Annotated in this window: 23 protein-coding genes and 1 pseudogene; 13 read left to right on the top strand and 11 right to left on the bottom strand. The window is 65.0% G+C overall.

Annotation, left to right across the window (positions count from 1 at the left end; translation table 11 throughout):
• Positions 1-325 precede the first annotated feature (325 nt).
• Together C6A87_RS15480 and C6A87_RS15475 are read right to left on the bottom strand one after the other, a co-directional pair.
• Positions 326-748 carry an NUDIX domain-containing protein gene (locus C6A87_RS15480; protein WP_311113093.1) on the bottom strand — a complete coding sequence of 141 codons (423 nt, stop codon included), beginning with the start codon at positions 746-748 and terminating at the stop codon, positions 326-328.
• A complete protein-coding gene (locus C6A87_RS15475) occupies positions 738-1,319 on the bottom strand; it encodes a TIGR00730 family Rossman fold protein (RefSeq protein ID WP_311113092.1) in 582 nt (193 codons plus the stop codon). The genes C6A87_RS15480 and C6A87_RS15475 overlap by 11 nt, the downstream gene beginning before the upstream one ends.
• Positions 1,320-1,860: 541 nt before the next feature.
• On the opposite strand from C6A87_RS15475, the gene C6A87_RS15470 reads away from it, so the two are divergent.
• Together C6A87_RS15470 and C6A87_RS15465 are read left to right on the top strand one after the other, a co-directional pair.
• Positions 1,861-3,315, top strand: a complete 1,455-nt coding sequence (locus C6A87_RS15470) for a glutamine synthetase family protein (RefSeq protein WP_311113091.1) — start codon at positions 1,861-1,863, stop codon at positions 3,313-3,315.
• Between the two features lie 3 nt (positions 3,316-3,318).
• Positions 3,319-4,314 carry an alpha/beta fold hydrolase gene (locus tag C6A87_RS15465; RefSeq protein WP_311113090.1) on the top strand — a complete coding sequence of 332 codons (996 nt, stop codon included), beginning with the start codon at positions 3,319-3,321 and terminating at the stop codon, positions 4,312-4,314.
• A gap of 207 nt (positions 4,315-4,521) precedes the next feature.
• Here the strand turns inward: C6A87_RS15465 and C6A87_RS15460 are convergent, their stop codons facing one another.
• Positions 4,522-5,265 (bottom strand): TetR/AcrR family transcriptional regulator, encoded by a 744-nt coding sequence (locus tag C6A87_RS15460; protein ID WP_311113089.1) that lies wholly within the window; start codon positions 5,263-5,265, stop codon positions 4,522-4,524.
• Between the two features lie 83 nt (positions 5,266-5,348).
• Here C6A87_RS15460 and C6A87_RS15455 point away from each other — a divergent pair, with 83 nt between their 5' ends.
• Positions 5,349-6,899 (top strand): MFS transporter, encoded by a 1,551-nt coding sequence (locus tag C6A87_RS15455; RefSeq protein ID WP_311113088.1) that lies wholly within the window; start codon positions 5,349-5,351, stop codon positions 6,897-6,899.
• Here the strand turns inward: C6A87_RS15455 and C6A87_RS15450 are convergent.
• The gene (locus C6A87_RS15450; protein ID WP_311113087.1) at positions 6,850-7,332 is read right to left on the bottom strand and encodes a helix-turn-helix domain-containing protein; all 483 of its coding nucleotides are present in this window, start codon (positions 7,330-7,332) and stop codon (positions 6,850-6,852) included. The genes C6A87_RS15455 and C6A87_RS15450 overlap by 50 nt on opposite strands.
• 194 nt (positions 7,333-7,526) lie before the next feature.
• Between C6A87_RS15450 and C6A87_RS15445 the strand changes: the two genes are divergently transcribed.
• Positions 7,527-7,673, top strand: coding sequence for a hypothetical protein (locus tag C6A87_RS15445; protein ID WP_311113086.1), 147 nt, complete (start codon positions 7,527-7,529; stop codon positions 7,671-7,673).
• A 17-nt stretch (positions 7,674-7,690) separates the two neighbouring features.
• Here C6A87_RS15445 and C6A87_RS15440 read toward each other — a convergent pair whose 3' ends face one another.
• On the bottom strand, positions 7,691-8,602 hold the full coding sequence (locus tag C6A87_RS15440; RefSeq protein ID WP_311113085.1) for a helix-turn-helix transcriptional regulator: 912 nt from the start codon (positions 8,600-8,602) through the stop codon (positions 7,691-7,693).
• 42 nt (positions 8,603-8,644) lie between these two features.
• Positions 8,645-9,437, bottom strand: a pseudogene (locus C6A87_RS15435) (SDR family oxidoreductase).
• A 266-nt stretch (positions 9,438-9,703) separates the two neighbouring features.
• On the opposite strand from C6A87_RS15435, the gene C6A87_RS15430 reads away from it, so the two are divergent.
• The 5 genes from C6A87_RS15430 to C6A87_RS15410 all read left to right on the top strand — a co-directional run bounded on the left by C6A87_RS15430 (position 9,704) and on the right by C6A87_RS15410 (position 15,142).
• Positions 9,704-10,684, top strand: coding sequence for a LacI family DNA-binding transcriptional regulator (locus tag C6A87_RS15430; protein ID WP_311113084.1), 981 nt, complete (start codon positions 9,704-9,706; stop codon positions 10,682-10,684).
• Between the two features lie 190 nt (positions 10,685-10,874).
• Positions 10,875-12,263: an amino acid permease gene (locus tag C6A87_RS15425; RefSeq protein ID WP_311113083.1), complete on the top strand. Its 1,389-nt coding sequence runs from the start codon at positions 10,875-10,877 to the stop codon at positions 12,261-12,263.
• A gap of 62 nt (positions 12,264-12,325) precedes the next feature.
• Positions 12,326-13,639, top strand: a complete 1,314-nt coding sequence (locus tag C6A87_RS15420) for an NtaA/DmoA family FMN-dependent monooxygenase (protein ID WP_311113082.1) — start codon at positions 12,326-12,328, stop codon at positions 13,637-13,639.
• A 22-nt stretch (positions 13,640-13,661) separates the two neighbouring features.
• Positions 13,662-14,447 (top strand): nitrilase-related carbon-nitrogen hydrolase, encoded by a 786-nt coding sequence (locus C6A87_RS15415; RefSeq protein ID WP_311113081.1) that lies wholly within the window; start codon positions 13,662-13,664, stop codon positions 14,445-14,447.
• A 104-nt stretch (positions 14,448-14,551) separates the two neighbouring features.
• Positions 14,552-15,142, top strand: a complete 591-nt coding sequence (locus tag C6A87_RS15410; protein WP_311113080.1) for an HD domain-containing protein — start codon at positions 14,552-14,554, stop codon at positions 15,140-15,142.
• Between the two features lie 9 nt (positions 15,143-15,151).
• On the opposite strand, the gene C6A87_RS15405 is transcribed toward C6A87_RS15410, so the two are convergent.
• Positions 15,152-16,489 carry a PLP-dependent aminotransferase family protein gene (locus C6A87_RS15405; protein WP_311113079.1) on the bottom strand — a complete coding sequence of 446 codons (1,338 nt, stop codon included), beginning with the start codon at positions 16,487-16,489 and terminating at the stop codon, positions 15,152-15,154.
• Positions 16,490-16,572: 83 nt separating this feature from the next.
• Here C6A87_RS15405 and C6A87_RS15400 point away from each other — a divergent pair, with 83 nt between their 5' ends.
• Positions 16,573-17,196 (top strand): DJ-1/PfpI family protein, encoded by a 624-nt coding sequence (locus tag C6A87_RS15400; RefSeq protein ID WP_311113078.1) that lies wholly within the window; start codon positions 16,573-16,575, stop codon positions 17,194-17,196.
• A 327-nt stretch (positions 17,197-17,523) separates the two neighbouring features.
• On the opposite strand, the gene C6A87_RS15395 is transcribed toward C6A87_RS15400, so the two are convergent.
• Positions 17,524-17,715, bottom strand: coding sequence for a hypothetical protein (locus C6A87_RS15395; protein ID WP_311113077.1), 192 nt, complete (start codon positions 17,713-17,715; stop codon positions 17,524-17,526).
• A 102-nt stretch (positions 17,716-17,817) separates the two neighbouring features.
• Here C6A87_RS15395 and C6A87_RS15390 point away from each other — a divergent pair, with 102 nt between their 5' ends.
• Together C6A87_RS15390 and C6A87_RS15385 are read left to right on the top strand one after the other, a co-directional pair.
• Positions 17,818-19,503: a GMC family oxidoreductase N-terminal domain-containing protein gene (locus tag C6A87_RS15390; RefSeq protein WP_311113076.1), complete on the top strand. Its 1,686-nt coding sequence runs from the start codon at positions 17,818-17,820 to the stop codon at positions 19,501-19,503.
• 95 nt (positions 19,504-19,598) lie between these two features.
• The gene (locus C6A87_RS15385; protein ID WP_311113075.1) at positions 19,599-20,492 is read left to right on the top strand and encodes an alpha/beta hydrolase; all 894 of its coding nucleotides are present in this window, start codon (positions 19,599-19,601) and stop codon (positions 20,490-20,492) included.
• Between the two features lie 30 nt (positions 20,493-20,522).
• On the opposite strand, the gene C6A87_RS15380 is transcribed toward C6A87_RS15385, so the two are convergent.
• A complete protein-coding gene (locus C6A87_RS15380; protein WP_311113074.1) occupies positions 20,523-21,839 on the bottom strand; it encodes an ArgE/DapE family deacylase in 1,317 nt (438 codons plus the stop codon).
• Positions 21,840-21,872: 33 nt separating this feature from the next.
• Positions 21,873-22,268 carry a hypothetical protein gene (locus C6A87_RS15375; protein ID WP_311113073.1) on the bottom strand — a complete coding sequence of 132 codons (396 nt, stop codon included), beginning with the start codon at positions 22,266-22,268 and terminating at the stop codon, positions 21,873-21,875.
• Positions 22,269-22,415: 147 nt separating this feature from the next.
• Between C6A87_RS15375 and C6A87_RS15370 the strand changes: the two genes are divergently transcribed.
• Positions 22,416-23,387, top strand: coding sequence for an IS481 family transposase (locus C6A87_RS15370; protein WP_311113072.1), 972 nt, complete (start codon positions 22,416-22,418; stop codon positions 23,385-23,387).
• Between the two features lie 24 nt (positions 23,388-23,411).
• Here C6A87_RS15370 and C6A87_RS15365 read toward each other — a convergent pair whose 3' ends face one another.
• Positions 23,412-24,320: an MFS transporter gene (locus C6A87_RS15365; protein WP_311113071.1), complete on the bottom strand. Its 909-nt coding sequence runs from the start codon at positions 24,318-24,320 to the stop codon at positions 23,412-23,414.
• Positions 24,321-24,388 lie beyond the last annotated feature (68 nt).

Genomic DNA, 24,388 nt, shown 5'->3' with positions numbered 1-24,388 from the left:
GGTCATCGTCGAGTGCGCGTTGCATGAGTTCGGGACCGGCCAGATCGAGGCTACCAACGCCGCAGAGTGGCTCCGGTGACGAGCAGTGCCACGCGGCGAGGTTATGACCCGGGAGAATATGCAGCAATCGAATACGCGGGGTTACCGGTAAACGTCTGCATACTGCATCGGATAAATCGTCGTCCGTGTCCCGTCTCGTTATATCTGGCGGTGTTCGCAGAAAAGCTGGCGGACTTCAATGTTGGCCGCGCCTCTCAGTGAATCCGGCGGCTTCTTCAGTCAACCGCCGGCGACATTGAGACCGGACACAGATGCTGGCCCAAGTTCAGTTCAACAAGGTGCGACGCCGAAGGGCCGATGCGGCCTGCCGCGTCGCCTCGGTCAGCGGCTCGGGCAGATCATCGAGATCGAACCACCGCATCGCCGACAACGCCTGCGGTTCGAGAACGGAGGGTGTGCCGTCATAGCGTTCGATGAGATAGACCGGAGCAACCCAGTGCTGGCCGGCCTGACGATCGATCTGGTCGACCACGCACAGGAGCAAGGTCGGTTCGATGGAGATGCCAAGTTCTTCGCGGATCTCGCGCGTCACCGCGGCCGCCACGGACTCAAACGGGTCGACCTTCCCTCCCGGGAGACCCCAACAACCCGCCTCCGGATTGCGCCTGCGGCGGACAAGTAGCAGGCTACCGTTCTGGACGATCGCTGCACCACATCCGACGCGTGGGCCAGAGCCATCAGCGTTCATCGCGATTGATCCACTTCGTCTCCGTTGGAACTTGATAGGTGAGTAGTCCATTCACCAAGTCAGTGGGTGAATCCGACGAGAGAAGCATCTGTCGATGCACGGGCTTCAAGAAGCCTTCGTCGACAACATGGTCAAGGAAGGTCAGCAATCCGTCGTAGAAGTCGAGCGTGTTGAGCAGCCCGCACGGTTTCGCATGGGCGCCAAGCTGAGTCCACGTCCACACTTCGAAAATCTCTTCGAGAGTGCCGATTCCTCCAGGCAAGGCAATGAAGGCATCGGACAGCTCAGCCATCAACGCCTTGCGCTCATGCATGGAATCCACGATCCGCAGATCCTGCAGACCGGTGTGCGCAACTTCGCGTTCAACAAGGGCCCGTGGGATCACCCCGATAACCTCGCCGCCAGCGGCCAAAGCCGAATCTGCAACTGCTCCCATGAGTCCGACGGCGGCTCCGCCGTAAACCAGACCGATCTGACGCTCAGCCAGTAGCGCGCCCAGTTCCACTGCAGACGTGTGGTATTGATCATGGCGACCCAAATTCGAGCCGGAGAAAACGCAGATCCGATTCATCCATGAATCCTTACATGAGCTGCTCGGCCAAAGGTTCTTGGGGATGCTGAGCGGGACCTGACCGCCTCCGATTTCGCGGCGTTGCCGGCGCAGTATCGGCGCACCTACGCCCTGGCCATGCCCACCTGCACTCTGCCGGAAGCCCATTTCGACAACGCCGCGCAGAGACTGCAGACCTGACCACCCAAGCGTGCCTGGCAGCCCAACGCTGACGGCCGTGTTGCTACGCGGTTATTCTCCGGCGGCGCAGATGGTGTGTGATACCTAGATACGAAGGAGCCTGTCGCAGAAGCATTCTGCCTGCATCTGCAGTTTGAGTATCAGCAACCGGAGTGATTCCGCTCCTCGGAGCGAAGGCGTCCAGGCTGTTCACCGAGGACGGCCAGTCGAAACTTTGCTCTACCGCGCAGGTCCAGCGCCGCGAGTTCGATGAGCTTGGGCCGTTCCCGGCTCGCGATGGCCCGACTTGCTTCCGGATGCGACTTGTTTCATATGGCGATACAGTGATTCTCTCAAAGAAACTTCGTCCCGAAAGAGGGCTATGACCAGCACGCTCGACCCGGACACCAGCACCACGCCCCGCTACGCCGAAACCTTGGCCGAGGCATTGCCCGACGACGCGAAGATCGCCGCCGTGCGCGCCGAGCTGGAAGCAGCCGGAGTCAAGTACGTGCTCTCGTGCTGGATCGACCTGTTCGGCGTCCCGAAGACCAAACCGGTGCCGATGAGCGACTTCGAGGCGCTGTGCAAGGGCAAGGGCCCGCAGTTCGCCGTGCATTCAGTGTCCTTCGTCCCGGAACTGACGGCCGCCGACTCCGATCAGATCCCGGTCCCCGACCTGGACGCGGTGTACATCTGCCCGTGGGACACAACTACGGCGATCATCTTCGCCGACCTGTTCTGGGAAGACAGGCCGTACAACGTGTGTCCCCGGCAGGCGCTGAAGCGCACCATTCACGAAGCCGCCCAACAGGGTTACGTCGGCTACGCCGGTATCGAACCCGAGTTCATCGTCATGCGCTATGACGAGAACGGCCGACCGGTCAAAGCCTTCGACACCGATCCCCAGCAGGTCGGCGGCCTGCGTCCGCGCCGACAGGCCTACGGCTACGACGTCGAACACTCCTTGGATGCGATGCCGTTCCTCAAGGACATGATGGACATGTTGGAGGGGCTGGGCTGGAACCTGCACGACGTCGTCGCAGAGGGCGCCTACTCCCAGTTCGAACTCGACTTCCATTACACGAATGTGCTGGAGATGGCCGACCGCCTGGTCTTCCTGCGCCTGGCACTCAAGGAGGTCGCCAAACGGCATGGCATGTTCGTCACGTTCATGCCGAAACCCACGACAGGCGACTGGCGTTCGGGCGCGCACATCAACTTCTCGCTGCGGTCCCTGGAGGCTCCGGCCGACAACGTCTTCGAAGACCCCGATGGCGGATGGAGTGACGAGTCCCGCTACGCCGTCGGCGGCCTGCTCGCCCACTCCGCGGCGCTGACCGCAATCACGTGCCCAACGGTCAACTCCTACAACGGGCTTGTGCCACGGGTGGGCGGGTTCGAAGGCGGAACGGTCACCTGGGCCCCCACGAACATGACGTACGGCCACAACAACCGTGCTGCCCAGTTCCGCCTGCCGCAGAGCCGCTACTGCATTGAGAACCGTGCCGCGGACATGTGCATGAACGTCTACCTGGCGCTGGCCTGCACGCTCGCGGCCAGCGTCGAGGGCATCGTGGCCAAGGTAGACCCGGGCGAGCCCACCGACCGCGACCTGTACTCCATGACGCCCGAAGAGGCCGAGGCCCTGGGCATCCGGCGACTCCCCCGCAACCTGCTGGATGCCGTCGGTCATCTGCAGAATGACGCGTTGGCCGCAGAGGTGCTGGGGCCAACGATGCTCAAGTCGTACATCGCGTACAAGCTCGACGAGTGGGAGCGGTATCACCAGGCCGTCACCGACTGGGAGGTCGAAGAGTACCTGCGGCTCTACTGACCCATGGAGAGCTTCGACCTCGGTGATGTGTCCCTGCTCGGCGGTGAGACGCTGTCGAATGCAGTGCTGGCGTACAGAACCTACGGTCGGTTGAACGCGGCAGGCGACAACGTCGTCGTCCTGCCGACGTTCTACACGGGAACCCATGTTCGCAACGAGGGCTTCTTCGGTCCGGGACGGGCCATCGACCCCGAGCACCATTTCGTGGTGTCGGTCAATATGTTCGGCAACGGTCTGTCGACGTCGCCGAGCAACGCGGCTCCCTCCCAGCGGGGTGCGGCGTTCCCGCGCGTGACGCTCTACGACAACGTGCGGTGCCAGCACCGGCTGCTCTTCGACGAACTCGGCGTGCAGCGGATCGCCTTGGTTGCCGGCTGGTCCATGGCAGGCTGTCAGGCCTATCACTGGGGGGCGATGTATCCCGACGTGGTCGATGCGATCGTCCCGTTCTGCGCGTCGGCCAAGACCTCACCGCACAACTTTGTGTTCCTGGAGGGCGTCAAGGCGGCCCTGCAGGCCGACCCTCTTTGGGCGGGCGACGCCGAGCCGCCGGTGCGGGGGCTCAAGGCGTTCGCCCGGGTGTACGCCGGGTGGGCCTACTCGCAGACGTTCTTTCGAGACGGGCTCTACCGCTCGCTCGGGCACGACACGATTGAGGATCTGCTGGTCGAGTGGGAGGACGACCACGTCGACAACTGGGACGCCCACGACCTGGTGGCCAAGATCTGGAGCTGGCAGCACGGCGATATCAGCGCAAACCCGCTCTACGGCGGCAACTTTCAGGCCGCGCTGCAAGGGATCTCAGCCCGCGCCATCCTGATTCCGTGCACCCAAGACCTGTACTTCCCGCCCGAGGACAACCAGCTCGAGGTCGTGCAGATGCCCAACGCCGAGCTTCGGCCCTACGACTCGCCGTTCGGGCATTGCGTCGCCAATCCCGGCAATGACGCCGGATTCGCAGGGTTCCTGGATGCCGCAATCCGCGACGTGCTGGCTTGACCAACCGTCGTCTTCAGATGAGTTCCGAGGAGCTCGGCAGCAGTCGCACCTCAGTAACGGCGTTCCGGTCCCCCGTTGTGACATCGATCCGGTAGCTCGCGGTCTCCACTTAGTCGCCGTCCTCACCCTCCTCGGGCCCACCTGGGGGCTGGGTGGCCCTGTTCACCGCGGGTTCCTGGTCATCGGGTTCACCGGCTTCCGCCCGATTCAGTGGGCGTGAAGGGCTGATTCCCCCTTGCGCATGCTTATCGCCAACTCCTCCAGTTCGTGTTCGGTCGGGGCTCGTAGCGGCAGTGGCCGCGAACCCTCCGGGCCCGGAGCCAGCGCGTCGAACACCAATTCCAGATAGCGCCGCCACAGTTGGGGCTGGCTCGGGGTGTGCATGGTGCTGACCACCATCATGAGCGCGCCGATGTCCAGAGGTTCGATGTCGGCGCGAATGACACCCTCCCGCTTGGCGCGATCCAGCAGGCGCGCCACCGCGGGCTCGACCCGGCGGCGCACCCGTACCAGGCGTTCATCCCGAAATGAGCTGCCGGTCACCAACTCCTGCAGACCGCGATCCTCGACTTGCATCTCCACTGCCCGTTCCAGGAACCATCGCAGACCGGCCAGACCGTCGGGCTTTTGCAGGGCGACGTCCGCCACGTCGACCAGCACATCCACGCGCGACTCGAACAACGCGATGACGAGTTCGGCACGTTCAGGAAACCGGCGGTACACGGTGCCCACCCCGACCCCGGCGCGCCGCGCGATTTCCTCGTAGCCGACGTCCAAGCCCACCTCGGCGAACGCCTCGGCCGCGGCGTCGAGAACCCGCTGCCGATTACGCGCGGCGTCACGTCGCAAAGCCTTCCCGTCCGAGTCGGCGGTCGATCCGGGGCGCGGCACGCCGCCAGGATACGAGACGTCGTCGAGCTGCCGGTCCCCGCGCGCTGTGCTGAACGCCACGTCCTACCCCACTCTTCGAAATGGAAACGTTCTTCCGGATAGCCTACATTGAAACGGAACAATCTTTCCGTTTTGGAGGCCCAGTGACCACTCTTCACTCAACGCGCCCGGCAGAACCGCGCGCCGGCGGTCGGCACCGCGCACCCGAACCCGGGGCCAAGCGCGCCATCGGTAGCTCGAAGTGGTTGATCCTGGGCGTCATTGCGCTCGCCCAATTGGTCGTGGTGCTCGACGCCACCATCGTCAACATCGCCCTTCCGTCGGCCCAGCTGGACCTGGGCTTCTCCGACGACGCCCGGCAGTGGCTGATCACGGGATACGCCCTGGCCTTCGGATCTCTGTTGCTGGTCGGTGGCCGCCTCGGCGACCTGGTGGGACGCAAGCCGATGTTCCTCATCGGGTTGATCGGTTTCGCGTCTGCGTCGGTGCTCGGTGGCGTGGCGGCCAGCATCGAAGTGCTGATTGCCGCCCGTGCTCTGCAGGGTGTCTTCGGCGCCATGCTCGCCCCGGCCGCTCTTTCGCTGCTGACCGTCACGTTCACCGAAAAAGACGAGCGGGCAAAGGCATTCGGGGTATTCGGTGCCATCTCCGGTGGTGGCGGCGCGATCGGCCTGATTCTCGGCGGCGCCCTGACCGAGTACCTGTCCTGGCGCTGGTGCCTCTATGTCAATGCGCCGTTGGCCCTGATCGCCGTCATCGGCACCATCGTCCTGGTCCCGGCACTGGGCCGCTCGGAGACCCGGGCCCGCCTCGACCTGCCCGGTTCACTGGTCATCGTCGGCGGCCTGGTCGCGCTGGTGTACGGCCTGGGCAACGCCGAAGCGGAGGGCTGGACCAGCGCCGTGACGCTGGGCTGCATCGGCCTGGGCATCTCGCTCATCGGCATCTTCCTGCTCATCGAACGCGACGTCGCCAATCCCCTGCTGCCGCTGCGCATTCTGGCCGACCGCACCCGAGGTGGCGCCTATGCGGCACTGCTGGTCTGCGGCGCAGGAATGTTCGCCGTCCTGCTGTTCCTGACCTTCTACCTGTCGACGGTCAAGCAGTTCACGCCGCTGCAGACTGGCTTCGCGTTCCTGCCCATGATCGCGGCGCTGGCCGTGTCGGCCACCGCCCTGGCGAAGGTCACGGCCACGGTGGGACCCAAGCTCTCGGTGTTCACCGGCATGTTGCTGGCGGCCGTAGGCCTGCTGCTGTTCACCCAGTTGGGGTTCGACAGCTCGTACGTGACGCATGTGGTGCCGGGTCTGGTGATCACGGGCCTCGGCCTGGGTCTGGTGATGGCGCCCGCGATGGCAGCCGCCACATCCGGGGTGCAGGCCGACGACGCCGGTGTCGCCTCCGCGGCGGTGAGCACGTTCCAGCAGATCGGCGGGTCGATCGGCACGGCTGTGCTGAGCGCGCTGGCCGCAGCCGCAGCGTCGGACTACCTGCAGGGCCGTGTACCCAACCCCGCGACCCAGGCGATGGCCGCGATGGAGAGCTACACCACCACCTTCTTCTGGGGTGCGGTGATCTTCGCCGCCGGCGCGCTGGTCTGCGGTCTGCTGTTTCCGTCCGGTCCCATCGAGTCCGATCCCGCGGTCACCCCTCGCCTGCGGCGGGCAAGCACAGCTTCGCGACGGCGTACATGAGTTGGCGTGGGCCGACGTCAGGTCGGATCTGGCCGTCGGCGGTCGCGGCGTCGAGCAGCGCTCGCAGCGTGGGTTCGAGCGTGTCGAGGATGTGGTTACGCAGGGTGTCGAACGAAGTGCTTCCCGAGGCGAGGGCCGAGGCCAGGCCGTCCTTGGTGGCCAGGAACGCGGTGTACCGCAGCAGCCACTTCTGCAGTGCGAGACCGGGCGGGTGCTCGGCGCTCAAGGCTGGGCCGGCTTGGGCGCAGTCGTCGATTTCGCTGTCGAGGACGGCCTTGGCCAGATCGGAGCGTTGTGGGAAATGCCGGTAGAGCGTTCCGACTCCGACTCCGGCCCGGTCGGCGATGTCCTTGGCCGGTGCCTCCACTCCCCCCGTGGCGAAGAGGACCGTGGCGGCCGCGAGCAGCGCCGACCTGTTTCGTTGCGCACACACGCTCCGCGGCGTGAGCTGACCGCAACCCGCCCCGGCACCGCAGTCAGCGGACGTTGACTCCGATATCCGCGGTCGAACGACCCCCCGCCATACCGGGAGGACGTAAACTCCTGCACCGCATGGCCGGCGGTCGCTCTGACGACGAAGAGGTGCGTATCGACCCGTCCGACCTGTCGAAGGCGGACACTGGGACTATGTCCACTGCATTCTGGATCATCGCGGCGGTGATCGCCATCGGCACCGTCGCGGGCGGCTTGGTGCGGATGCGGACGTGGTTACAGAGGCCCGTCTCGCCCGAGGTGATCGAGGCCGCACACCGCGACGACGAGGATGCCGACTAGGGCGACGTGCAGCGCCGCTAGTCCTCTTCCCCAATCTCCATGCTGGGGTCAGGAAGCTCGGTAGCGAGCGTTCCTTGCCTGGCCCACGACGCCAACCGGGCCAGATTGTCAGCCGCCCGCCCTCCCCCAGGTGCGGTATAGACATTCAAGTGCAGTCCAGGGTCGGTGGGCAGATCCATGGACTCAAAGTTCAAGTCGAGCCGGCCGACCACCGGATGGTTCACCCGCTTGCTCCCGTATCCGTGCAACCGCACGTCCTGGGATGCCCACCGCTGCCGGAACAACTCACTGCCCGTAGATAATTCGCCCACCAAGGCCACGAGTACCTCGTCGTGAGGATTACGACCCACTTCCATCCGCAACGTCGCTGCGACGTTTCGCGCCACCTGCTCGTAGTCGACGAAGAACGACTCGGCCTCGCTGGGATGCAAGTAGACGAACCGCGCTGTGTTGGCGGGCCGTCGCGGGTCGGCCAGCACCGGCGAATACAGCGCGCGGCCCAGCTGATTCATGGCGAGTACGTCGTGGCGTGCATTACGGATCCACGCCGGTGCACCGGTGATCGCGTCGAGCATCCCCTGCAGCGCCGGACGCACTGTCACAGGAGGTTTGCGGTGTCGTCGACCGTCGGGCGACGCGGGCTGGCGTGCGAGATGGAACAGGTGATCGCGCTCCGCGTCGTCGAGCTGTAAGGCCATCGCCAGCGCATCCAGCACGCCTTCTGAGGTGCCGGCCAGGCTGCCGCGCTCGATGCGTACGTAGTACTCGACCGATACCCCAGCGAGCAGCGCTACCTCCTCTCGCCGGAGACCTTCGACCCGACGTCTACGACCGTAAGCGGGCAGGCCGGCTTTCTCAGGCGCGATGCGGGCGCGTCGCGACCGCAGAAACTCGCGGATCTCGGTGCGCAGATCGAGCGTGGTGTCCATCCACTCACCGTAGGCCCGCGCTGCAAGCGAGGCGTTGAAGTCTCATGCGGTCGTGGCGATCCCTCCGTCGACGGGGACGATGGTGCCCGTCAGGTAAGCGCCTGCCCGGCTGGCGAGGAACACGGCGACACCCGCCATGTCGTCGTCGCGGCCGATCCGGCGCAGCGGGGCTGATTCCGCGATCGCCTCGCCGAACGAGTCGAGGGTGGCAGCCATCATCTCTGACGGGAATGGTCCCGGCGCCACCGCGTTCACCGTGATGTGCTGCGGTCCCAGTTCCTTGGCGAGCACTCTGGTGAGTTGATGCAGCGCCGCCTTGCTGCTGGAGTATGAGTAGTTGGGCCGCTGGGGGATGTGGATGGCGGCGATGCTGCCGATGTTGATGATCCGCGCGGGATCGTCGGCGCTCCCGGCGCGGCGAAGTGCAGGCAGCAGCGCCTGTACCAGCCAGAATGGCGCCTTCAGGTTGAGGTCGATGACCGTGTCCCAGGCCGCGTCCGGGAACGTCGCCAACGGCTCGTCCCACATTGCGCCCGCATTGTTGACGAGGATGTCGAGGCTCCCAGAATCGGCCGTGACGAGACGAGAGAGGCGCTCACACTCCTCGTGCCTGGAGATCGGCGGGGACGGCCCGGACGTCGCCGAATTCGGACAGCTGTTCCTGCGCCTGAGCGCACGCTTCTTCGTTGCGTGAGCTGACGACCACGCGGGCACCCGCCTGGAGAAGCCCGCGCGCGATCATCATCCCGATGCCCTTGGTGCCACCGGTGACTAGGCCGCGCTTACCACTCAGGTCGAAAAGTTCGGCATGTGTGGTGAATTGGCTGTGTACCACTTGTTGCCTTTCTAGTTCGGTCGGACAGGACCGTTTATGGATACCGCCGCGCGGACCACGTATCGATCCCGCCGGGCATCTCTCATCGCAAGCTAGGCGATATTCCAGACGCCGAGGAGATCCCCGTACTACGGGTACTGCCAGGGCCCCTTTGTCAGGTAGCCACATGGCGGAGCGCCGCACCCCCGGCATGCCGTTGCGGCTGAGAATTCACGACCAACGGCCTAGATTGGGCGCACATGGGGGGTGGCCGCGGCAGAGGCAGGGTGACGTTGCGTGATGTGGCACTCGCCGCGAACGTGTCGACGACGACGGTGTCGGATTCTCTGAACGGCAGTGGTTCGCTGCCCGAGAAGACCCGGCAGCGGGTGCGCAAGATCGCTCTCGAGTTGGGGTACCGCCCCAGCGTCGCGGCGCGTTCGTTGCGCAACGGACGCACCGGAATCCTGGTGATCACGATGCTGCCCAGCGATGTCGACGTCGAATCATTCTGGCATGTCGACTATTTCATGCGGGTCATGGCTGGAGCGGCTATCGAGGCGAACCAGAGCGGCTTCTTCCTGGCGGTAGCGCCGGCTCACATGCAGTTGGACGTCGCGCACGACGGACTCATCGCCGTCGACCCGGCCAAGGGAGATGAGCTGCTCGAGTCGGCGCGCCGCCGCGGCACCCCGGCGAGCACGGTGGGGCGCACCGACTCCGCCGCGGCGAGCTGGGTCGACAACGACTGGGGCGGTGTCGTCGCCGACGTCCTCGATCATCTCGTGCGCGGTGGCTCGCGTCGGCCGATGCTCATCGCCCCGGACTCCCCTGCTTCGTACATCCATTCCGTAGAACATGAGTTCATCGCATGTTGCGACCAGCGAGGATTCGTGGCCCGCAGGGCGCGCATCCAGGGTGCCTTCAATCCCTCGGCGGCCCGCGCCGCCGTGCGCGACATCCTCGACACTCCCGAACCCCCGGACGCGCTGTTCGTCGGCCTCGATCAGCTCGCGCTGGCCGCCGAACTGGCCGCGACGGACCTGGGCCTGCGCGTTCCGGAGGACCTCATGCTGATCAATCTCGGCGATGGTGCAGCGGTCGCGCTTGCGCCCGTGCCGATCTCGGTTGTGGAACTGCACGCCGAGGAGATGGGGCGCGCAGCGGTCCGGATGTTGGTCGACCAGATCGAACGGGACGCTGGCCCGCGCCACGAGGTGGTGGCCGGAAAACTGGTTGTCCGGGCGAGTTCTCGGCGCGACACCTAGGAGCGCGTCATCAGACGGTAGCGCGAGCTAACAGGAACGTTACTGTAGCGGCAACTCCACGACACAGGATGTGCCTAACTTCTCCCGGTAGCGACAGGAACGTTCCTGTACGCGCAGCAGCACCGCCGAAGGAGCGCTTGTGGAGGATCTCGGGACCCGTCCGGTACTGGACACAACCACCGCCAGTCCGATGCGGAGGGAGTTCACGACGTGGTCGGCGGGGATGCTCGGCTTCGTCTTCGTCTCCCCGATCGTCGCGATGTACATGGTGTTCGGGCTGGGACTTGCCGCCGCCGGTCCCGGTTTCTGGTGGGCGCTGGTTGTCGTGCTCATCGGCCAGGTCCTCATCGCGGTGACCTTCGGAGTGCTGGCGTCGCGGTGGCCGATGGCCGGCGGCGTCTATCAGTGGTCGCGACGTCTGCTCGGTTCGGCCTACGGGTGGTTCGCCGGCTGGGCGTACATGTGGACGCTGATCGTGACCATGACGGCCGTGTCGTACGGGGGCGCGTTGTTCGCCGCAGCCGCTTTCGACCTCGACGCGGGCAACCAGAAGCTCATGTCCCTGGTCGGAGTGGTCATCCTCGCCGGGGCGGTGCTCGTCAACGTGCTGGGCCGCGCGGCGGTTCGTGTGGTGGGCTTCCTGTGCCTGATCGCCGAGGTCGTCGGATCCGTGGGTATCGCGATCTGGCTGTTGTGCTTCCACCGGGTCAACAGCGTCGAATCCCTTGGCAGCGCCCTCACCTGGCCGTCGGACACCGCGTTCATGGCCACCCCGTTCGTGGTCGCGGTCATGTTCGCCGGCTGGTCGTTCCTGGGCTTCGAGAGCGCGAGCACGCTGGCCGAAGAGGTCGCACAGCCCAAGCGTGACATCCCCAAGGCGATCGTCGGATCCCTCGTCGGCGTCGGAATCGTCGTGTTGTTCACGTGCTTCGCCTTCTTGATGGCCATGCCCGAGTCCGCCGCCACCGAGGCCGACCCGGTGGCAGCCACGCTCACCGCGTACCTGCCTGCGCCCGCGTTCAAGGCGGTGATGGTCCTGTTCGTCATCGCCTACTTCGCCACCGTCGTCGCGGTCAGCTCCGCGGTCTCACGCATCGTGTGGTCCTACGGACGCAACGGTGAGCTGCCTGGAAGCCGCTATCTCAGCAGACTCCATCACCGCATCAACACCCCCACGACCGCCACGGTCGTCACCGGCGCAATCGGGATCGCGTTGTATCTGCCGTTCCAAAGTGAGCAGATCTACACGCTGCTGGTCACATTCGTCACCGCCGGATTCTTCATGTCGTTCGCCTTCCCCGTCGTCGGGCTGGCGATCAGCAAGATGCGGGGCACCTGGGACCGCACCGAACCGACCTTCCTGGGCCGCGCCGGACACGTCGCGGGATGGCTTGCGCTGCTGTGGGTGATCGTGGAGATCGTCAACGTCCTGTGGCCACGCACCGGTGAGCCGTTGGTCGACTGGGCGCCCTTCATCGTCACAGCGTTCTTGTTCGTCGTCGGCCTCATCATCCGTTCGCGGTTGCGGCTGAACGCGGTTTCCACCGTCACGAGCGCCGAGCTCGAGCCGCAGCCCTGACCGCTACGGAACTCGCAAGCACCCACCCCCTCACCGCAGTATCGAGAAAGTAGGAATTCGAGTTGCAAGACAAGAAGTTTCATCTCGGCTGGTTCATGAACTTCACGTCCGACATGTGGACCGGGCCGTTCGAGCAGAGCGGCGGGACACCGTGGGACGGTCAGTTCTATGTCGAGATGGCAAAGAACCTGGAGCGTGCGGGCTTCGACTTCATCATGATGGAGGACAAGCTGGCCGTCTCAGAAGCGTTCGGCGGCACCAAAGAGGCCGTGCTCAAGCATGCGGTGGGCATGGTGCCCAAACATGACCCGGCGCACCTGGCCACGCTGATCAGTGCCGCCACACGGCATCTCGGTGTGGTGGCGACGCTGTCGACGCTGGGTTATCCGCCGTTCCTGCTGGCTCGGATGTGCTCGACCATCGACCACATCTCGCATGGACGCTTCGGCTGGAACATCGTGACCAGCGCCGAGAACGCGGCTGCGCAGAACTTCGGCCTGGACGAGCTGCCGCCGCGTGAGGACCGCTACGCCATGGCGGACGAGTACATGGATCTGGTCTACCAACTGTGGGATTCGTGGGAGCCCGACGCCGTCGTCGTCGACCGCAAGCGCGGTGTGCACACCGACTTCACAAAGGTCCACGAGATCAACTTCCACGGCAAGTACTACAAATGCCGCGGTCCGCTCAACACCGCTCCGTCGCCGCAGGGCCGACCGACCTTCCTGCAGGCAGGCGGGTCCCCGCGCGGACGTGACTTCGCCGCCAAGCACGCCGACGCGATCATCACACTCGCCGACGGGGTCGACGGCATGCGGGCCTACCGCGAGGACATCCGGGGCAGAGCTGCGGCCCAAGGCCGCAATCCCGACGACATCAAGGTCATGTACCTCGTGGTTCCGAACCTGGGTGAGACCACCGAAGAGGCACTGGCGCGACGCGCGCGGATGACGGCGTCACAGGCGTTCGCCGAACAGACGATGTCGCTGATCTCGTCGATCACCGATATCGACTTCGCCCAGTTCGACCTGGACGCACCGCTGCCGCATCTGACGACCAACGGCGAGCAGGGCTCACTCGACAAGTTCCAGCAGCCGGGATCGGGCAAGACCCTGCGTGAGCTGATCTACGACTCGGCCGACTTCTCTTCGTCCTATCCGTTGATCGGCACGCCGTCCTCGATCGCCGACGAGATGGAATGGCTCATGGACGAGGTCGGCGGCGACGGTTTCCTCATCACCCTGCACAATCAGGGAGTGAGTCGCAGACACGTCATCGAGGTCACCGACGGCTTGGTGCCCGAACTGCAGCGGCGCGGCCTGGTGCGGACCGAGTACACGCAGCCCACGCTGCGCGAAACGCTGCGGGAGTTCTGAGCTGACCGCGCGAGGAACAGGCATGAGCACCCTCGATGTGGCAGTTGTGCAGGAGCCCGCCGTGGCCGGCGACGTCGCCGGCAACTCGCGACGCGCGGTGGCGATTCTCGCCGAACACCCGGGGGTGGACATCGTGGTCCTCCCCGAGCTGTTCCTGTGCGGCTACCGCCTGGACACGGTGGGGACCGCCGCAATGGAGGTGTCCTCCGCCGCCGTTGCGGAACTGTGCGCTGCCGCCGCCGCGCACGGGACGGTGCTGCTCACCGGATTCGCCGAGCGTGCCGGCGATGCGGTGTACAACTCGCTGCTGTGCATCGATCCGACGGGTGCGGTAGCCGGGGTCTATCGCAAGACGCACCTGTTCGGCGCCGAGGCCGACGCCTTTGCGGCCGGTGACCGCATCGAGGTGATCGAGGTGGCGGGACTGCGGCTGGGCCCGATGATCTGTTTCGATGTCGAGTTCCCCGAAGTCGCGCGCACACTGGCACTTTCGGGCGTGGACTTGTTCGTCGTCGCATCGGCCAACATGGAGCCCTACCACCGTGATCACCGGGTGGCGTGCCTGTCGCGCGCACTCGAAAACCGCACTTCACTGGTCTATTCCAATCTGGTGGGTGCCGAGGCCGGCCTCACGTTCGTGGGCGGCTCCCGGGTCGTGAGCGGTGACGGAGACGTGATCGTGGAGTGTGGCGGTGCAGTGGCGACGGCACAGTCCCGCTTGACGCTGGGCGCTGGTGTCGGCGCCGAGGTCGACGAGGACGTCGACTACCTGCGTCACCGGCGGCCGGAGTTGTACCGCCTGTCGTGACCGGTGCGGCAGGCACGCGGTCACAGCGACGCACGGCTAGGTTTATCGGGAATCAGGGAAAGGAGTCGGTCATGGGCACACCGACACGTGCCACCTACCGCACGATGGCCGAAGGCACCGCCGAGGACTACGCGCTGATCAGTCGCGCCGAAGAGATGAACAACGCCGGCCTGGTCTCCCGCGTCCTGTCACTGGTGGAAGCTCTCGCCGACGGCGAGCAGGCCTATCCCATCAGCCGGCTGGACCACTCACTGCAGTCGGCGACCCGCGCCTTCGACGACGGACGACCGGCTGACTACGTCGTCGCGGCGCTTCTGCACGACATCGGTGACACCTACGCACCCCATGCCCATGGCGCGTTCGCCGCAGCCGTCCTCGCGCCCTACGTACCGGAGCGCGTCGCCTGGATCGTGAAGGTCCATCCCGAATTCCAGCAGTACTACTACGCCCCCCACATGGGTGGCGTCCGAGACGCCCGGGAACGGTATCGCGGCCACCAATGGTTCGACGACTGTGTCGAGTTCTGCGAGAAGTACGACCAGAACTGTTTCGATCCGCAATTCGCGCATCGTCCGCTCAGTTCTTCCGCCCGATGGTCGAGGAGGTCTTCGCTCGCGAACCGTGGACCGTCACGCACTGACCCGACGTGGGCGATTCCATCTCTGATTCGTGTGATGCCCAGTGCATTTCAATAATGGGCTCGGCTACCGATGAGCGTCGTCCTCGATGGTGCGACGGACTGTGGTGAGTGCGTCGGCGAGCGTGCTGAGTTCGGTTGAGCCGAGGGCTAGGCGTATTGCCTGCGGCGGGTTCTCGGTGATCGCGAAGGGCTCGGCTGTCGATACCGAGATCCGGTGTGTCGCCAGATTGGCCGCGATCCGGTCGGCGCGGGCGTTTTCAGGTAGTGGCAACCAGGTGAAGTAGGACGTCGGATACGCATGCTGCTGAAGGGGTTTCAATGTCTCGTAGGCGATCGCCTGCCTCAGGGCGGCGTCGGTGCGTTTCTCGGCTTCGAGGCGAGCGACCGTCCCGTCCTCGAGCCAGCGCGTGGCGATTGCAGCGGTAATGGCGGGCGTGTTCCAGGTGGTTGCGCGGATCGCTCGTTCGATGGCGGGCATGCGCAGCGGCGGTGCGGCGATGAACCCGACGCGCAGTCCGGTGGCGACATTCTTGGATAGACCCGAGACATACACGGTGATGTCCGGAGCGGTGGCGGCCAGCGGTGGCGGGGGCCGGTCAGCGAGGTAGGCGTACGAGGCGTCTTCGATGATGAGCAGCTCATGTCGGCGGGCGATGGTTGTCAGACGTCGCCGGGCATCCTCGTCTATGACCCAGCCAAGCGGGTTGTGCATTGTGGGCATGGTGTAGATGGCACGTACCGGCCGGTGCTGACACAGGCGTTGCAACGCGTCCAAGTCGGGACCGGTCGAATTCGTTGGGATCGGTGCTAGTTCGAGACGCAAAGCTTCGGAAACTACTTTGAACCCGGGGTAGGTGATGGCGTCGGCAGCGACTAGATCGCCTGGCCGCAATGCGGCGAGGGCGGTGACGGTCAGCCCGTGTTGAGCGCCGTTGACCACGGCGACGCAATCGGGGGTGAGGTCGAGTCCGCGGTTGAGCAGATGCGTGGCCACCGCGGCCCGGTCGCGTTCACGTCCGCCGTGGGGTTGGTAGCGCAGCAGCGCTTCCAGGTCGCCGGAGCCCGCCAGCTCGCGCAACGCCTGGCGTAGGAGGTCAGCCTGGCAGGGAAGTGCGGGGTAGTTGAAGTTCAGGTCAACGGCGTCGGCGGCCAGGGCCTGCTGGTCGATGCCGTGGCCGGGGGGAAGGGCCAGATCGCGAACGAATGTTCCGCGGCCCTGTTCGCTGCTGACCAGGCCCATCGCTTCGAGTTCGGCGTAAACACGCGAGGCGGTGACCAGGGCGATGCCCTCCCGCGCGGCGAGCTGGCGATGGGTGGGCAGCTGCGTGCCGGAGCTCAGTTGACCCGCCCGAATCTTGACAGCGAAGGCGTCGACGATGCGCTTATACCGGGCGGCGGGCACCGGCCAATGTATGCATGACAATTCTTAGACCGTCATGCATATAGCTCTTACGGTGGTTTCACCACACGGAGAGGACAACGGTCATGCACATCGCCATCTTGACCTTCGAGGGTTACAACGAGCTGGACTCCCTGATCGCACTCGGGGTGCTCAACCGCATCAACAACGATGATTGGCGGGTCACCGTTGCTACCCCTACTGCGCAGGTGACGTCGATGAATGGCGTCACCATCGGGCAGATGTCCACCTTGGAGGAAGCGGTCCAAGCCGATGCAGTCATCGTGGGCAGCGGCATCGCCACTCGCGAGGTCGTCGAAACCCCGGCCATCATGGAGGTTTTGCGTGGCCTCGACCCGCAGCGTCAGCTGATCGCCGCGCAGTGCTCCGGGGCGTTGGTCCTTGCCGAGCTGGGCCTGCTGCGCGATGTGCCCGCCTGCACCGACCTGACCACGAAGCCTTGGGTGATCGCTGCCGGAGTGGATGTGCTGAATCAGCCGTTTTTCGCCAAGGGCAATGTGGCCACCGCCGGCGGTTGTTTGGCGTCGCACTATCTTGCCGGCTGGGTGATCGCGCGGCTGTGCGGGAAGGACGAGGCCGTAGCGGCGTTGCACTACGTCGCCCCGGTTGGCGAGAAGCAGGACTACATCGCCCGGGCTTTGCGCAACATCGGGCCGTATCTGCCAGCTGAGGTTCCCGCTCTCATTTAGCGGCGAGGTCGCTCGTATCGAGGATCCGAACTCGACCGTGTACTTATTCCTTATATGTCCAGTTCAGCGGCGGGGCACGCCGACCCTAATCATCAGGGCGTCATCGAATCCCGTTGCATCCTATAATGATCCAGAAGTACTGGCGGCCGGCTGGCCAGCAGCTGGCCTAGTGGCCACCGCTCGTGATCTGGCCAATTTCTACGGCGACCTGATCGGCGGAACCCTGGTCGCTCCGGGTCTTCTGCGGGAAGCGATCACAGAACGCGTACGCGGCCGCGACCGGGTGCTGCGCCTGGAAGCGCATTCGGCCTCGGCTACATGCTGCCGTCACAGAACTTCGTGGTGCCCGAACCTGCGCAATCCACCGTTTTCGGTCACCCGGGGGCGGGTGGCTCTGTGGGACTGGCAGATCTCGAACACAAGATCGCTTTTGCTTTCGTGCCCAACCTCTTCGTAGGCGACCAGCTCCTGCTCCATCCCCGGGTGCGGCCACAGAAATACGTAGAACGTCTGCGTCACCGTCAAACGGACCTATGCGGCACCCGGGAATGCGCGTGGACCGGGCCGTCATCGCGCACACTAGGACACGCATCCGACGGCAATGGAGGAATGGTGCCGGAAATGAGCCCCGTGGCCGAGTTCGACTTCGTCATCGTGGGGGCGGGCAGCGCAGGCTGCCTGCTCGCCAATCGGCTCAGCGCCAACCCTGATCACCGTGTGCTCCTGATCGAGGCCGGCGGCAAAGACAACTGGTTCTGGATCAAGGTGCCGGTGGGCTATCTGTACACCATCGGCAACCCGCGCACCGATTGGTGCTTCACGACGGAGGCCGATCCAGGTCTGGCCGGGCGCAGCATCCTCTACGCGCGCGGGCGCGTGATCGGCGGCTGCTCGTCGATCAACGCCATGATCCACATGCGCGGGCAGGCCAGTGATTACGAACTGTGGGCGCAGGCCACCGGTGACCAGCGATGGCTGTGGGGCGGTCCAGATCGCCCGGGCGAGACACTGGAGATCTACAAGGAGCTGGAGAACTACTTCGGCGGAGCCGACGACTGGCACGGCGCCGATGGGGAGATCCGGGTCGAGCGGCCGCGGGTGCGCTGGAAGATCCTGGACGCCTGGCAGGCAGCAGCTGACGATCTGGGCATCTCCCCGATCGACGAGTTCAACCGCGGCGACAACTCCGGTAGCGCGTACTTCCACGTCAACCAACGGCGTGGCCGACGCTGGTCGATGGCCGACTCTTTCCTTCATCCCGTCGCCCACCGCCCCAATCTCACCGTCTACACCCACTCCCAGGCCGTGAAACTACTGATGGACGATCAGGTCGCAGAGGGTCAGCGCCGCGGCGCCTGGACGACGGCCCAGCACCGTGCCAACGGCGTGCGGCTGCTCAAAGACGGCCAACTCGTCGACGTTCGAGCCCGCCGGGAGGTCATCCTGGCCGCGGGTGCGGTCGGGTCGCCGCATCTGATGCAGGTCTCGGGGCTGGGGCAGGCCGGGCTGCTCGCCCAACATCACGTGCCGGTAGTCGTCGATCTGCCGGGAGTCGGTGAGAACCTCCAGGACCATTTACAGATCCGAACGGTCTACCGCGTCCGGGGTGCGCGCACGGTCAACACGCTGTACCGGAACTGGATCACCCGCGCAGGCATGGGGATCCAGTACCTGCTCCTACGCTCCGGACCCCTGACAATGCCGCCGTCCACGCTGGGGGCGTTCGTCAGAAGCGACCCCGCACTGGCCAGCCCGGATTTGGAGTGGCATGTGCAGCCACTGTCACTGCCGAAGTTCGGTGAACCCCTGCACCCGTTCGGAGCTATCACTCCTTCGGTCTGCAACCTGCGGCCCACCTCGCGTGGCCATGTGCGAATGGTCGACGCGGACCCGCTGACCCACCCAAAGATCTTGTGCAACTACCTGTCCACTGACGCCGATCGTGACGTTGCCGTCCGTGGTCTCCGGATGACTCGACAGATCATGGCGGCCCCGGCGCTCGCCCGCTACCACCCCGAAGAGATGCTTCCCGGCCCACAACTTCTGAGCGACGAAGACCTGCAGTCGGCCGCCCGTGAACTGGGCACCACGATCTTCCACCCGGTGGGCACCTGCGCAATGGGCGCGTTCGACCCAGACGGTCGGCCGCAGTCGGCCGGCACGGTGCTCGACACCGACTGCCGTGTGTTAGGCGTCGCCGGGCTTCGAGTGGTCGATGCTTCCGCGATGCCCACCATCACGTCCGGGAACACGAACGCGCCGGTCATGCTGATCGCCGAGCGCGCAGCGCGGGCCATCCTGGAATGAACTAGAGGACACGGCGACAACGGGCCTTTGACCAACGCAGGAGTTCTGCCTACGTTGACCTCGACAGGGAACGTCGCGGCGGTGATTGGGGCCTCGTGGGCATTTCGAATGCTGGGTTCAAGAGCGCAGGCGACCGGCAGCATTACCTGACTGTGTACGACGAGATGCGCGCGTTGAGTCCCCGACCCGATGCCGTCTACAACGTTTCCACCGAGTTCGGCGACGTTCGGGTGTATCAGCATGGAGCTGAATGCGGCGTGCCCGTTGTGCTCATCCACGGACTCTTCCTGACCTCGGCCATGTGGTGGGAGCAGGCTGTCGGCCTGACAAGTGACTTCACTGTCTACACGCTGGATATGCTGGGCCAGCCAGGCGCCAGCACCCAAACAAAAGCCGTGTCCAGACCGCTGGATTGCGCACGCACGATCGACGCGGTGCTGCGGGATCTCGACCTACGGGACGTGCATCTGGTGGGGCACTCCTACGGCGGTTGGCTGGCCACGCACACCGCCGTTGCGACGCCGAGCCGACTGAGCACGCTGACGCTCATCGATCCCGCAGACACAGTGGCCCGGCTCTCCCTGCAATTCTGGAGAAGTCTCGCATTGCTCCTGGCGCACCCACGTTCGGCAAGAGCCCAGCGGGCAGCAGAGTGGGTCATGGGGCACCCCGCACGGGGCACATCGATCGACAGCCTTACCAGGCTCTTCCTTGCCGGATTCGCTACCTTTGGTGCGCCTCGTCGAACCGCCCCCATCATCTTCGCTCCTGATCGCCTCCTGCGTTCAGTGCAGATTCCGGTCCAAGTTCTGCTGGCCGGCAACACGATTCATGACACAGAGAAGGCAATCAGCCGGCTGCGATCAGTGGTCCCCGCGTGGCGGTACCATCTGTGGCCCCAGGCCTCTCACTCGCTGCCTGCGGAGGCCCCTGGCGAAGTGAACGCGTGCATCCGTGACTTCGTACTTGAGTGCGGCACGAGTCCATAGCCGAGGCCGCTAGTCAGAGGTTCGCCGCTGCTACGGAGCCACGGAATTCTCCACGCCGCACCACCGCGCGACGAACAGCGCAATGGATTTGGTGATGCGCCGAACCGAGTCGATGTCGACACGCTCGTCGAATCCGTGGATGTCCTTGGAGATCGGGCCGTAGACCAGGGCAGGAACTTTCCCGTACTGGACGAAAACCCGTCCGTCGAGGTAGCCCGGGGTGGTGAAGCTTTTCAACTCGGCGCCCTCGAAGACATCGCAGTGGCTCTCCCCCAGAACGCGCTCAGCGTCCGAGCCCTTCTCCAGTACATAGCCTTCGGCGTAGAACCCCGTGGTAATGGCTTCGGCTGAGATGGGGTGGCCGTGGGCGTCGCACTCGATGCCTGCGAGCGCAGCGGTGATCTCAGACCACGCGTCATCTGCAGTCGTGCCCGGATACAGCGCAATTCTCAGGTCGAGTTCGCACCAGGCGGGCACGCTCGAGTTCCAATCGCCACCCTTGATCTTGCCGACGTTGAGGTTGATCGGGTGCTCGAGGTCCTCGAAGTAGCGGTGCTGATCCTTCTCGGTGTTCCAGCGCGCCTCCAACTGACGCAGTTTCTCGACCACGAAGTACGCCGCATCGATTGCGTTGAAACCGGAACTCATCTCGCGAGGATGACCGGGATGGCCCGCCACCCGAACACGAAACCAGATGGTGCCGACGTTGGCGCGAACCAACATGTCCTCTTCGGGTTCCGGAATCAAGACCGCGTCGGCGGTGTAACCGCGCATCAGTGCCGACAGCGAACCGTTGCCCGTGCACTCCTCCTCCACGACGGACTGAAAATGGATGCGTCCCAGCGGGTCCAGGCCGGCAGCGCGCAGCGCATCGAAGGCGAACAGATTGGCAACCAGCCCGGCCTTCATATCGCCGCTGCCGCGTCCGTACAGCCACCCGTCGACAATTGCGGCATCCCACGGGGACCGTTGCCACTGCGCTTCCGGTCCTTCGGGAACGACGTCGACGTGGCCGTTGAGGATCAACGAGCGACCGACCTCACGGCGGGGCCGGTAGGTCCCGACGACGTTGTCGACTCCCGTGTAAGAGATTTCAACTTTGCCGGCGCCAGGATGGCCGGCCAGGTCCTGAGGGTCGAGTTCCCAGCGATCCATTTCCAGGCCGCGTCCCGACATGGCGCCGTACAACAGATCCTGAGCCGATGCCTCGGTCCCACGCAGGGACCGGTGACGAATCAGCTCCTGGGTGAATCGCAGCTGCCTGTCGAACTGCGCGTCGACTGCGGCGAGTATGCGGTCGCGCTGGTCGGCAGAGAGAGCGGCTGTCGGGGTGTGGGTCGAAGTCATGGTGTTTCCATCCCGGTTCAGTAAGGCGGAGGATCAAATATCTTGCGGCATGGTGGGTTTATTAGTGACATGAGGATTGGGCAGGTCATCGCGCAGCCGCATACGTTCACCGGCGAGTCCGCCGATGGCCGTGATGACACAGATGCCGATGAGTACCAGAGCGGCAGGCCACGATGCGTTGCCGCCGACCGAGAGCAGCGCCGTGGCGACCAACGGCAGAAAGCCGCTCACTGCCCCGGCGAGGTTGTAGCCGAGTGACACACCGCTGTACCGCAAACTCGGCGGGAGGAGCTCGGCCAGAAGAGCTCCCGTCACGGCGTAAGCGAGCGTGATCAGCGCGATTCCGGCTGCGACGGCAGCGGTGATGGCCCACGCGTTGCGGGTGTCGATCAGCCAGAACAGCGGGAAGGCCGCGATCGCTGTCGTCACCGCCCCGGCGACTGTCATCCGGCCGGGACCGAACTTCTCTCCTAGCTGTCGTGACCCAAGAGGTTGTTGACGGCGTGCCTGCTTGAAATGGGGAGGACCTCCTGACGGAGTGGATGTGTCTAGGCATTCATTCCGTAGGAGGTCCTCGTGTCTCACGCTAACGCCCGTACCAACCTGTTCGCTCGTCGGCTGATCGTTGAGCGTGTCGCTGCTGGCTGGCCACCTGCGCATGTGGCTGAACAACTGGGGATCTCGCGCTCAACGGTCTACAAGTGGCTGCGCCGGCACGCCGAGGGCGGCGACGCGGCATTGGCCGACCGGTCCTCGCGTCCGCACCGGATGCCTCAGCGCACCAGCCCGAAGGTCGAACAGAAAGTGCTTGCTGCTCGGCGTCGACGCAAGCGGGGCGCGGTGGTGCTGGCCGCCGAGCTTAGGCTCAATGCCTCCACAGTCGGGCGCATCCTGGCACGCCATCACGTGCCACATCTGTCGGCGATCGACCCGATCACCGGCGAGGCGGTGCGCTCGTCGCGGCGCAGCACCATCCGCTACGAACACCGCACACCTGGGTCCCTGGTCCATGTCGATGTCAAAAAGCTTGGCCGCATCCCGGCCGGGGGCGGGTGGCGCCTGCACGGCCGAGACGCCGCTGTGTCAGTGGCCAACCGGCACAAGAAGATCCGCATCGGCTACGACTACATCCACACTGCCATCGATGACCACACCCGGCTGGCCTACAGCGAAGTGCTACCCGATGAGAAGGACTTGACCTGCGCTGGATTTCTGCATCGGGCCCTGGCCTGGTTCGCTGCCCGCGGTATGCGCGTTCGGCGTCTGCTGACTGACAACGCCCTGGTCTACCGGCGCGGCACCAACTGGGGCTGGGTGTGTTCAGCGTGGCAGCTCAAACGCCGTTTCATCCGGCCAGGTTGTCCCTGGACCAACGGCAAAGCCGAACGCTTCAACCGGACGCTACTGACCGAATGGGCCTACGACCGCCCATGGACAAGCAACAACCAGCGCAAACGCGGCCTTGACCGATTCCTTCGCCGCTACAACACTCAACGAGGCCACTCCGCCCTCGGCGGGAAACCACCCATCAGCCGACTCGCCGCCTGACAACAACGTGTCAGGTCACGACACCTAGCCGCCGGCGAAGATGGTGACCGCGATCTGCAGCGCCGCAGCCACCAGCGTGGCGTTCACCATGACCTGGCGATCGACTTCCAACACGTTGCTGCCGTAGCTCACCACGAACGTCGTCATGATGTAGAAGCCACCCACGCCGAGCAGCGCGGCCGCCACGGCAACGAGAAGCCGACTGCCCGCGGTGCGCAAGAGCTGGAGCACAGGCACTTCCGCCTCGGCTTCGAGGGCGGCGAGCCGCTTGAAGACCGGCGACTCTTCCATGGTCAGCCGGATCCACAGCGCGATTCCGAGTAATGGGAACGCGGCCAGGAACGGCAGCCGCCAGCCCCACGAATCGAACGACTCCGACGGCAGCATCAGCACCAGCGCGAACGCCCCCGAGGAGATCAGCGTGCCGACAGGCGAGCCGATCTGAACCAGCGCGGCAAAACGCCCTCGTTGCTCGATCGGCGAGTGTTCAATGGCCATGGTGGTGGCACCACCCCACTCGCCGCCCACGGCGAAACCCTGCACCAAACGCAGGACGGCGAGCATGGCCGGCGCGGCGATCCCGATGGCCGCATAGTCGGGCAGGACGCCCACCAGGCCAGTGGCACAGCCGATCATGATGATGGTCGCCAAAAGAGCTGGGCGCCTGCCATATCGATCGCCGATGTAGCCGAAGATCACCGCACCGATCGGTCGCGCAGCGAAGCCGACACCGAAGGTGGCGAACGACGCCAGCATCGCCGCAGCCGGGTTGAGATCAGTGAAGAACAGTCGGTTGAACACCAGCGCAGCAGCCGTACCGAACAGAAAGTAGTCGTACCACTCGAGCGCGGTACCGACGAACGCGGCGAAGGCGATTCGTCTCGCGTCCTGGCTGGACAACTCCAACGATTCGGTTGCATCGCCTGAGCTCATAGTTGTGCAAATCCTTTCGTGAGTTGCCTGAGCCGGCGTGCGACAACGAGCACCGACGAGAACGGTCG

It is taken from the genome of Mycobacterium sp. ITM-2016-00317 (genome assembly GCF_002968295.1).
GTDB lineage: Bacteria > Actinomycetota > Actinomycetes > Mycobacteriales > Mycobacteriaceae > Mycobacterium.
This window is presented reverse-complemented; position numbering and strand designations above follow the sequence as displayed.

Bases quoted from the DNA above. Each gene is read 5' to 3' on its own strand.
- C6A87_RS15365 (WP_311113071.1), bottom strand. From the start codon at position 24,320: ATGAGCTCAGGCGATGCAACCGAATCGTTGGAGTTGTCCAGCCAGGAC.
- C6A87_RS15470 (WP_311113091.1), top strand. From the start codon at position 1,861: ATGACCAGCACGCTCGACCCGGACACCAGCACCACGCCCCGCTACGCC.
- C6A87_RS15425 (WP_311113083.1), top strand. From the start codon at position 10,875: ATGCGGAGGGAGTTCACGACGTGGTCGGCGGGGATGCTCGGCTTCGTC.
- C6A87_RS15445 (WP_311113086.1), top strand. From the start codon at position 7,527: ATGTCCACTGCATTCTGGATCATCGCGGCGGTGATCGCCATCGGCACC.
- C6A87_RS15440 (WP_311113085.1), bottom strand. From the start codon at position 8,602: ATGGACACCACGCTCGATCTGCGCACCGAGATCCGCGAGTTTCTGCGG.
- C6A87_RS15390 (WP_311113076.1), top strand. From the start codon at position 17,818: ATGAGCCCCGTGGCCGAGTTCGACTTCGTCATCGTGGGGGCGGGCAGC.
- C6A87_RS15400 (WP_311113078.1), top strand. From the start codon at position 16,573: ATGCACATCGCCATCTTGACCTTCGAGGGTTACAACGAGCTGGACTCC.
- C6A87_RS15475 (WP_311113092.1), bottom strand. From the start codon at position 1,319: ATGAATCGGATCTGCGTTTTCTCCGGCTCGAATTTGGGTCGCCATGAT.
- C6A87_RS15415 (WP_311113081.1), top strand. From the start codon at position 13,662: ATGAGCACCCTCGATGTGGCAGTTGTGCAGGAGCCCGCCGTGGCCGGC.
- C6A87_RS15410 (WP_311113080.1), top strand. From the start codon at position 14,552: ATGGCCGAAGGCACCGCCGAGGACTACGCGCTGATCAGTCGCGCCGAA.
- C6A87_RS15465 (WP_311113090.1), top strand. From the start codon at position 3,319: ATGGAGAGCTTCGACCTCGGTGATGTGTCCCTGCTCGGCGGTGAGACG.
- C6A87_RS15480 (WP_311113093.1), bottom strand. From the start codon at position 748: ATGAACGCTGATGGCTCTGGCCCACGCGTCGGATGTGGTGCAGCGATC.
- C6A87_RS15380 (WP_311113074.1), bottom strand. From the start codon at position 21,839: ATGACTTCGACCCACACCCCGACAGCCGCTCTCTCTGCCGACCAGCGC.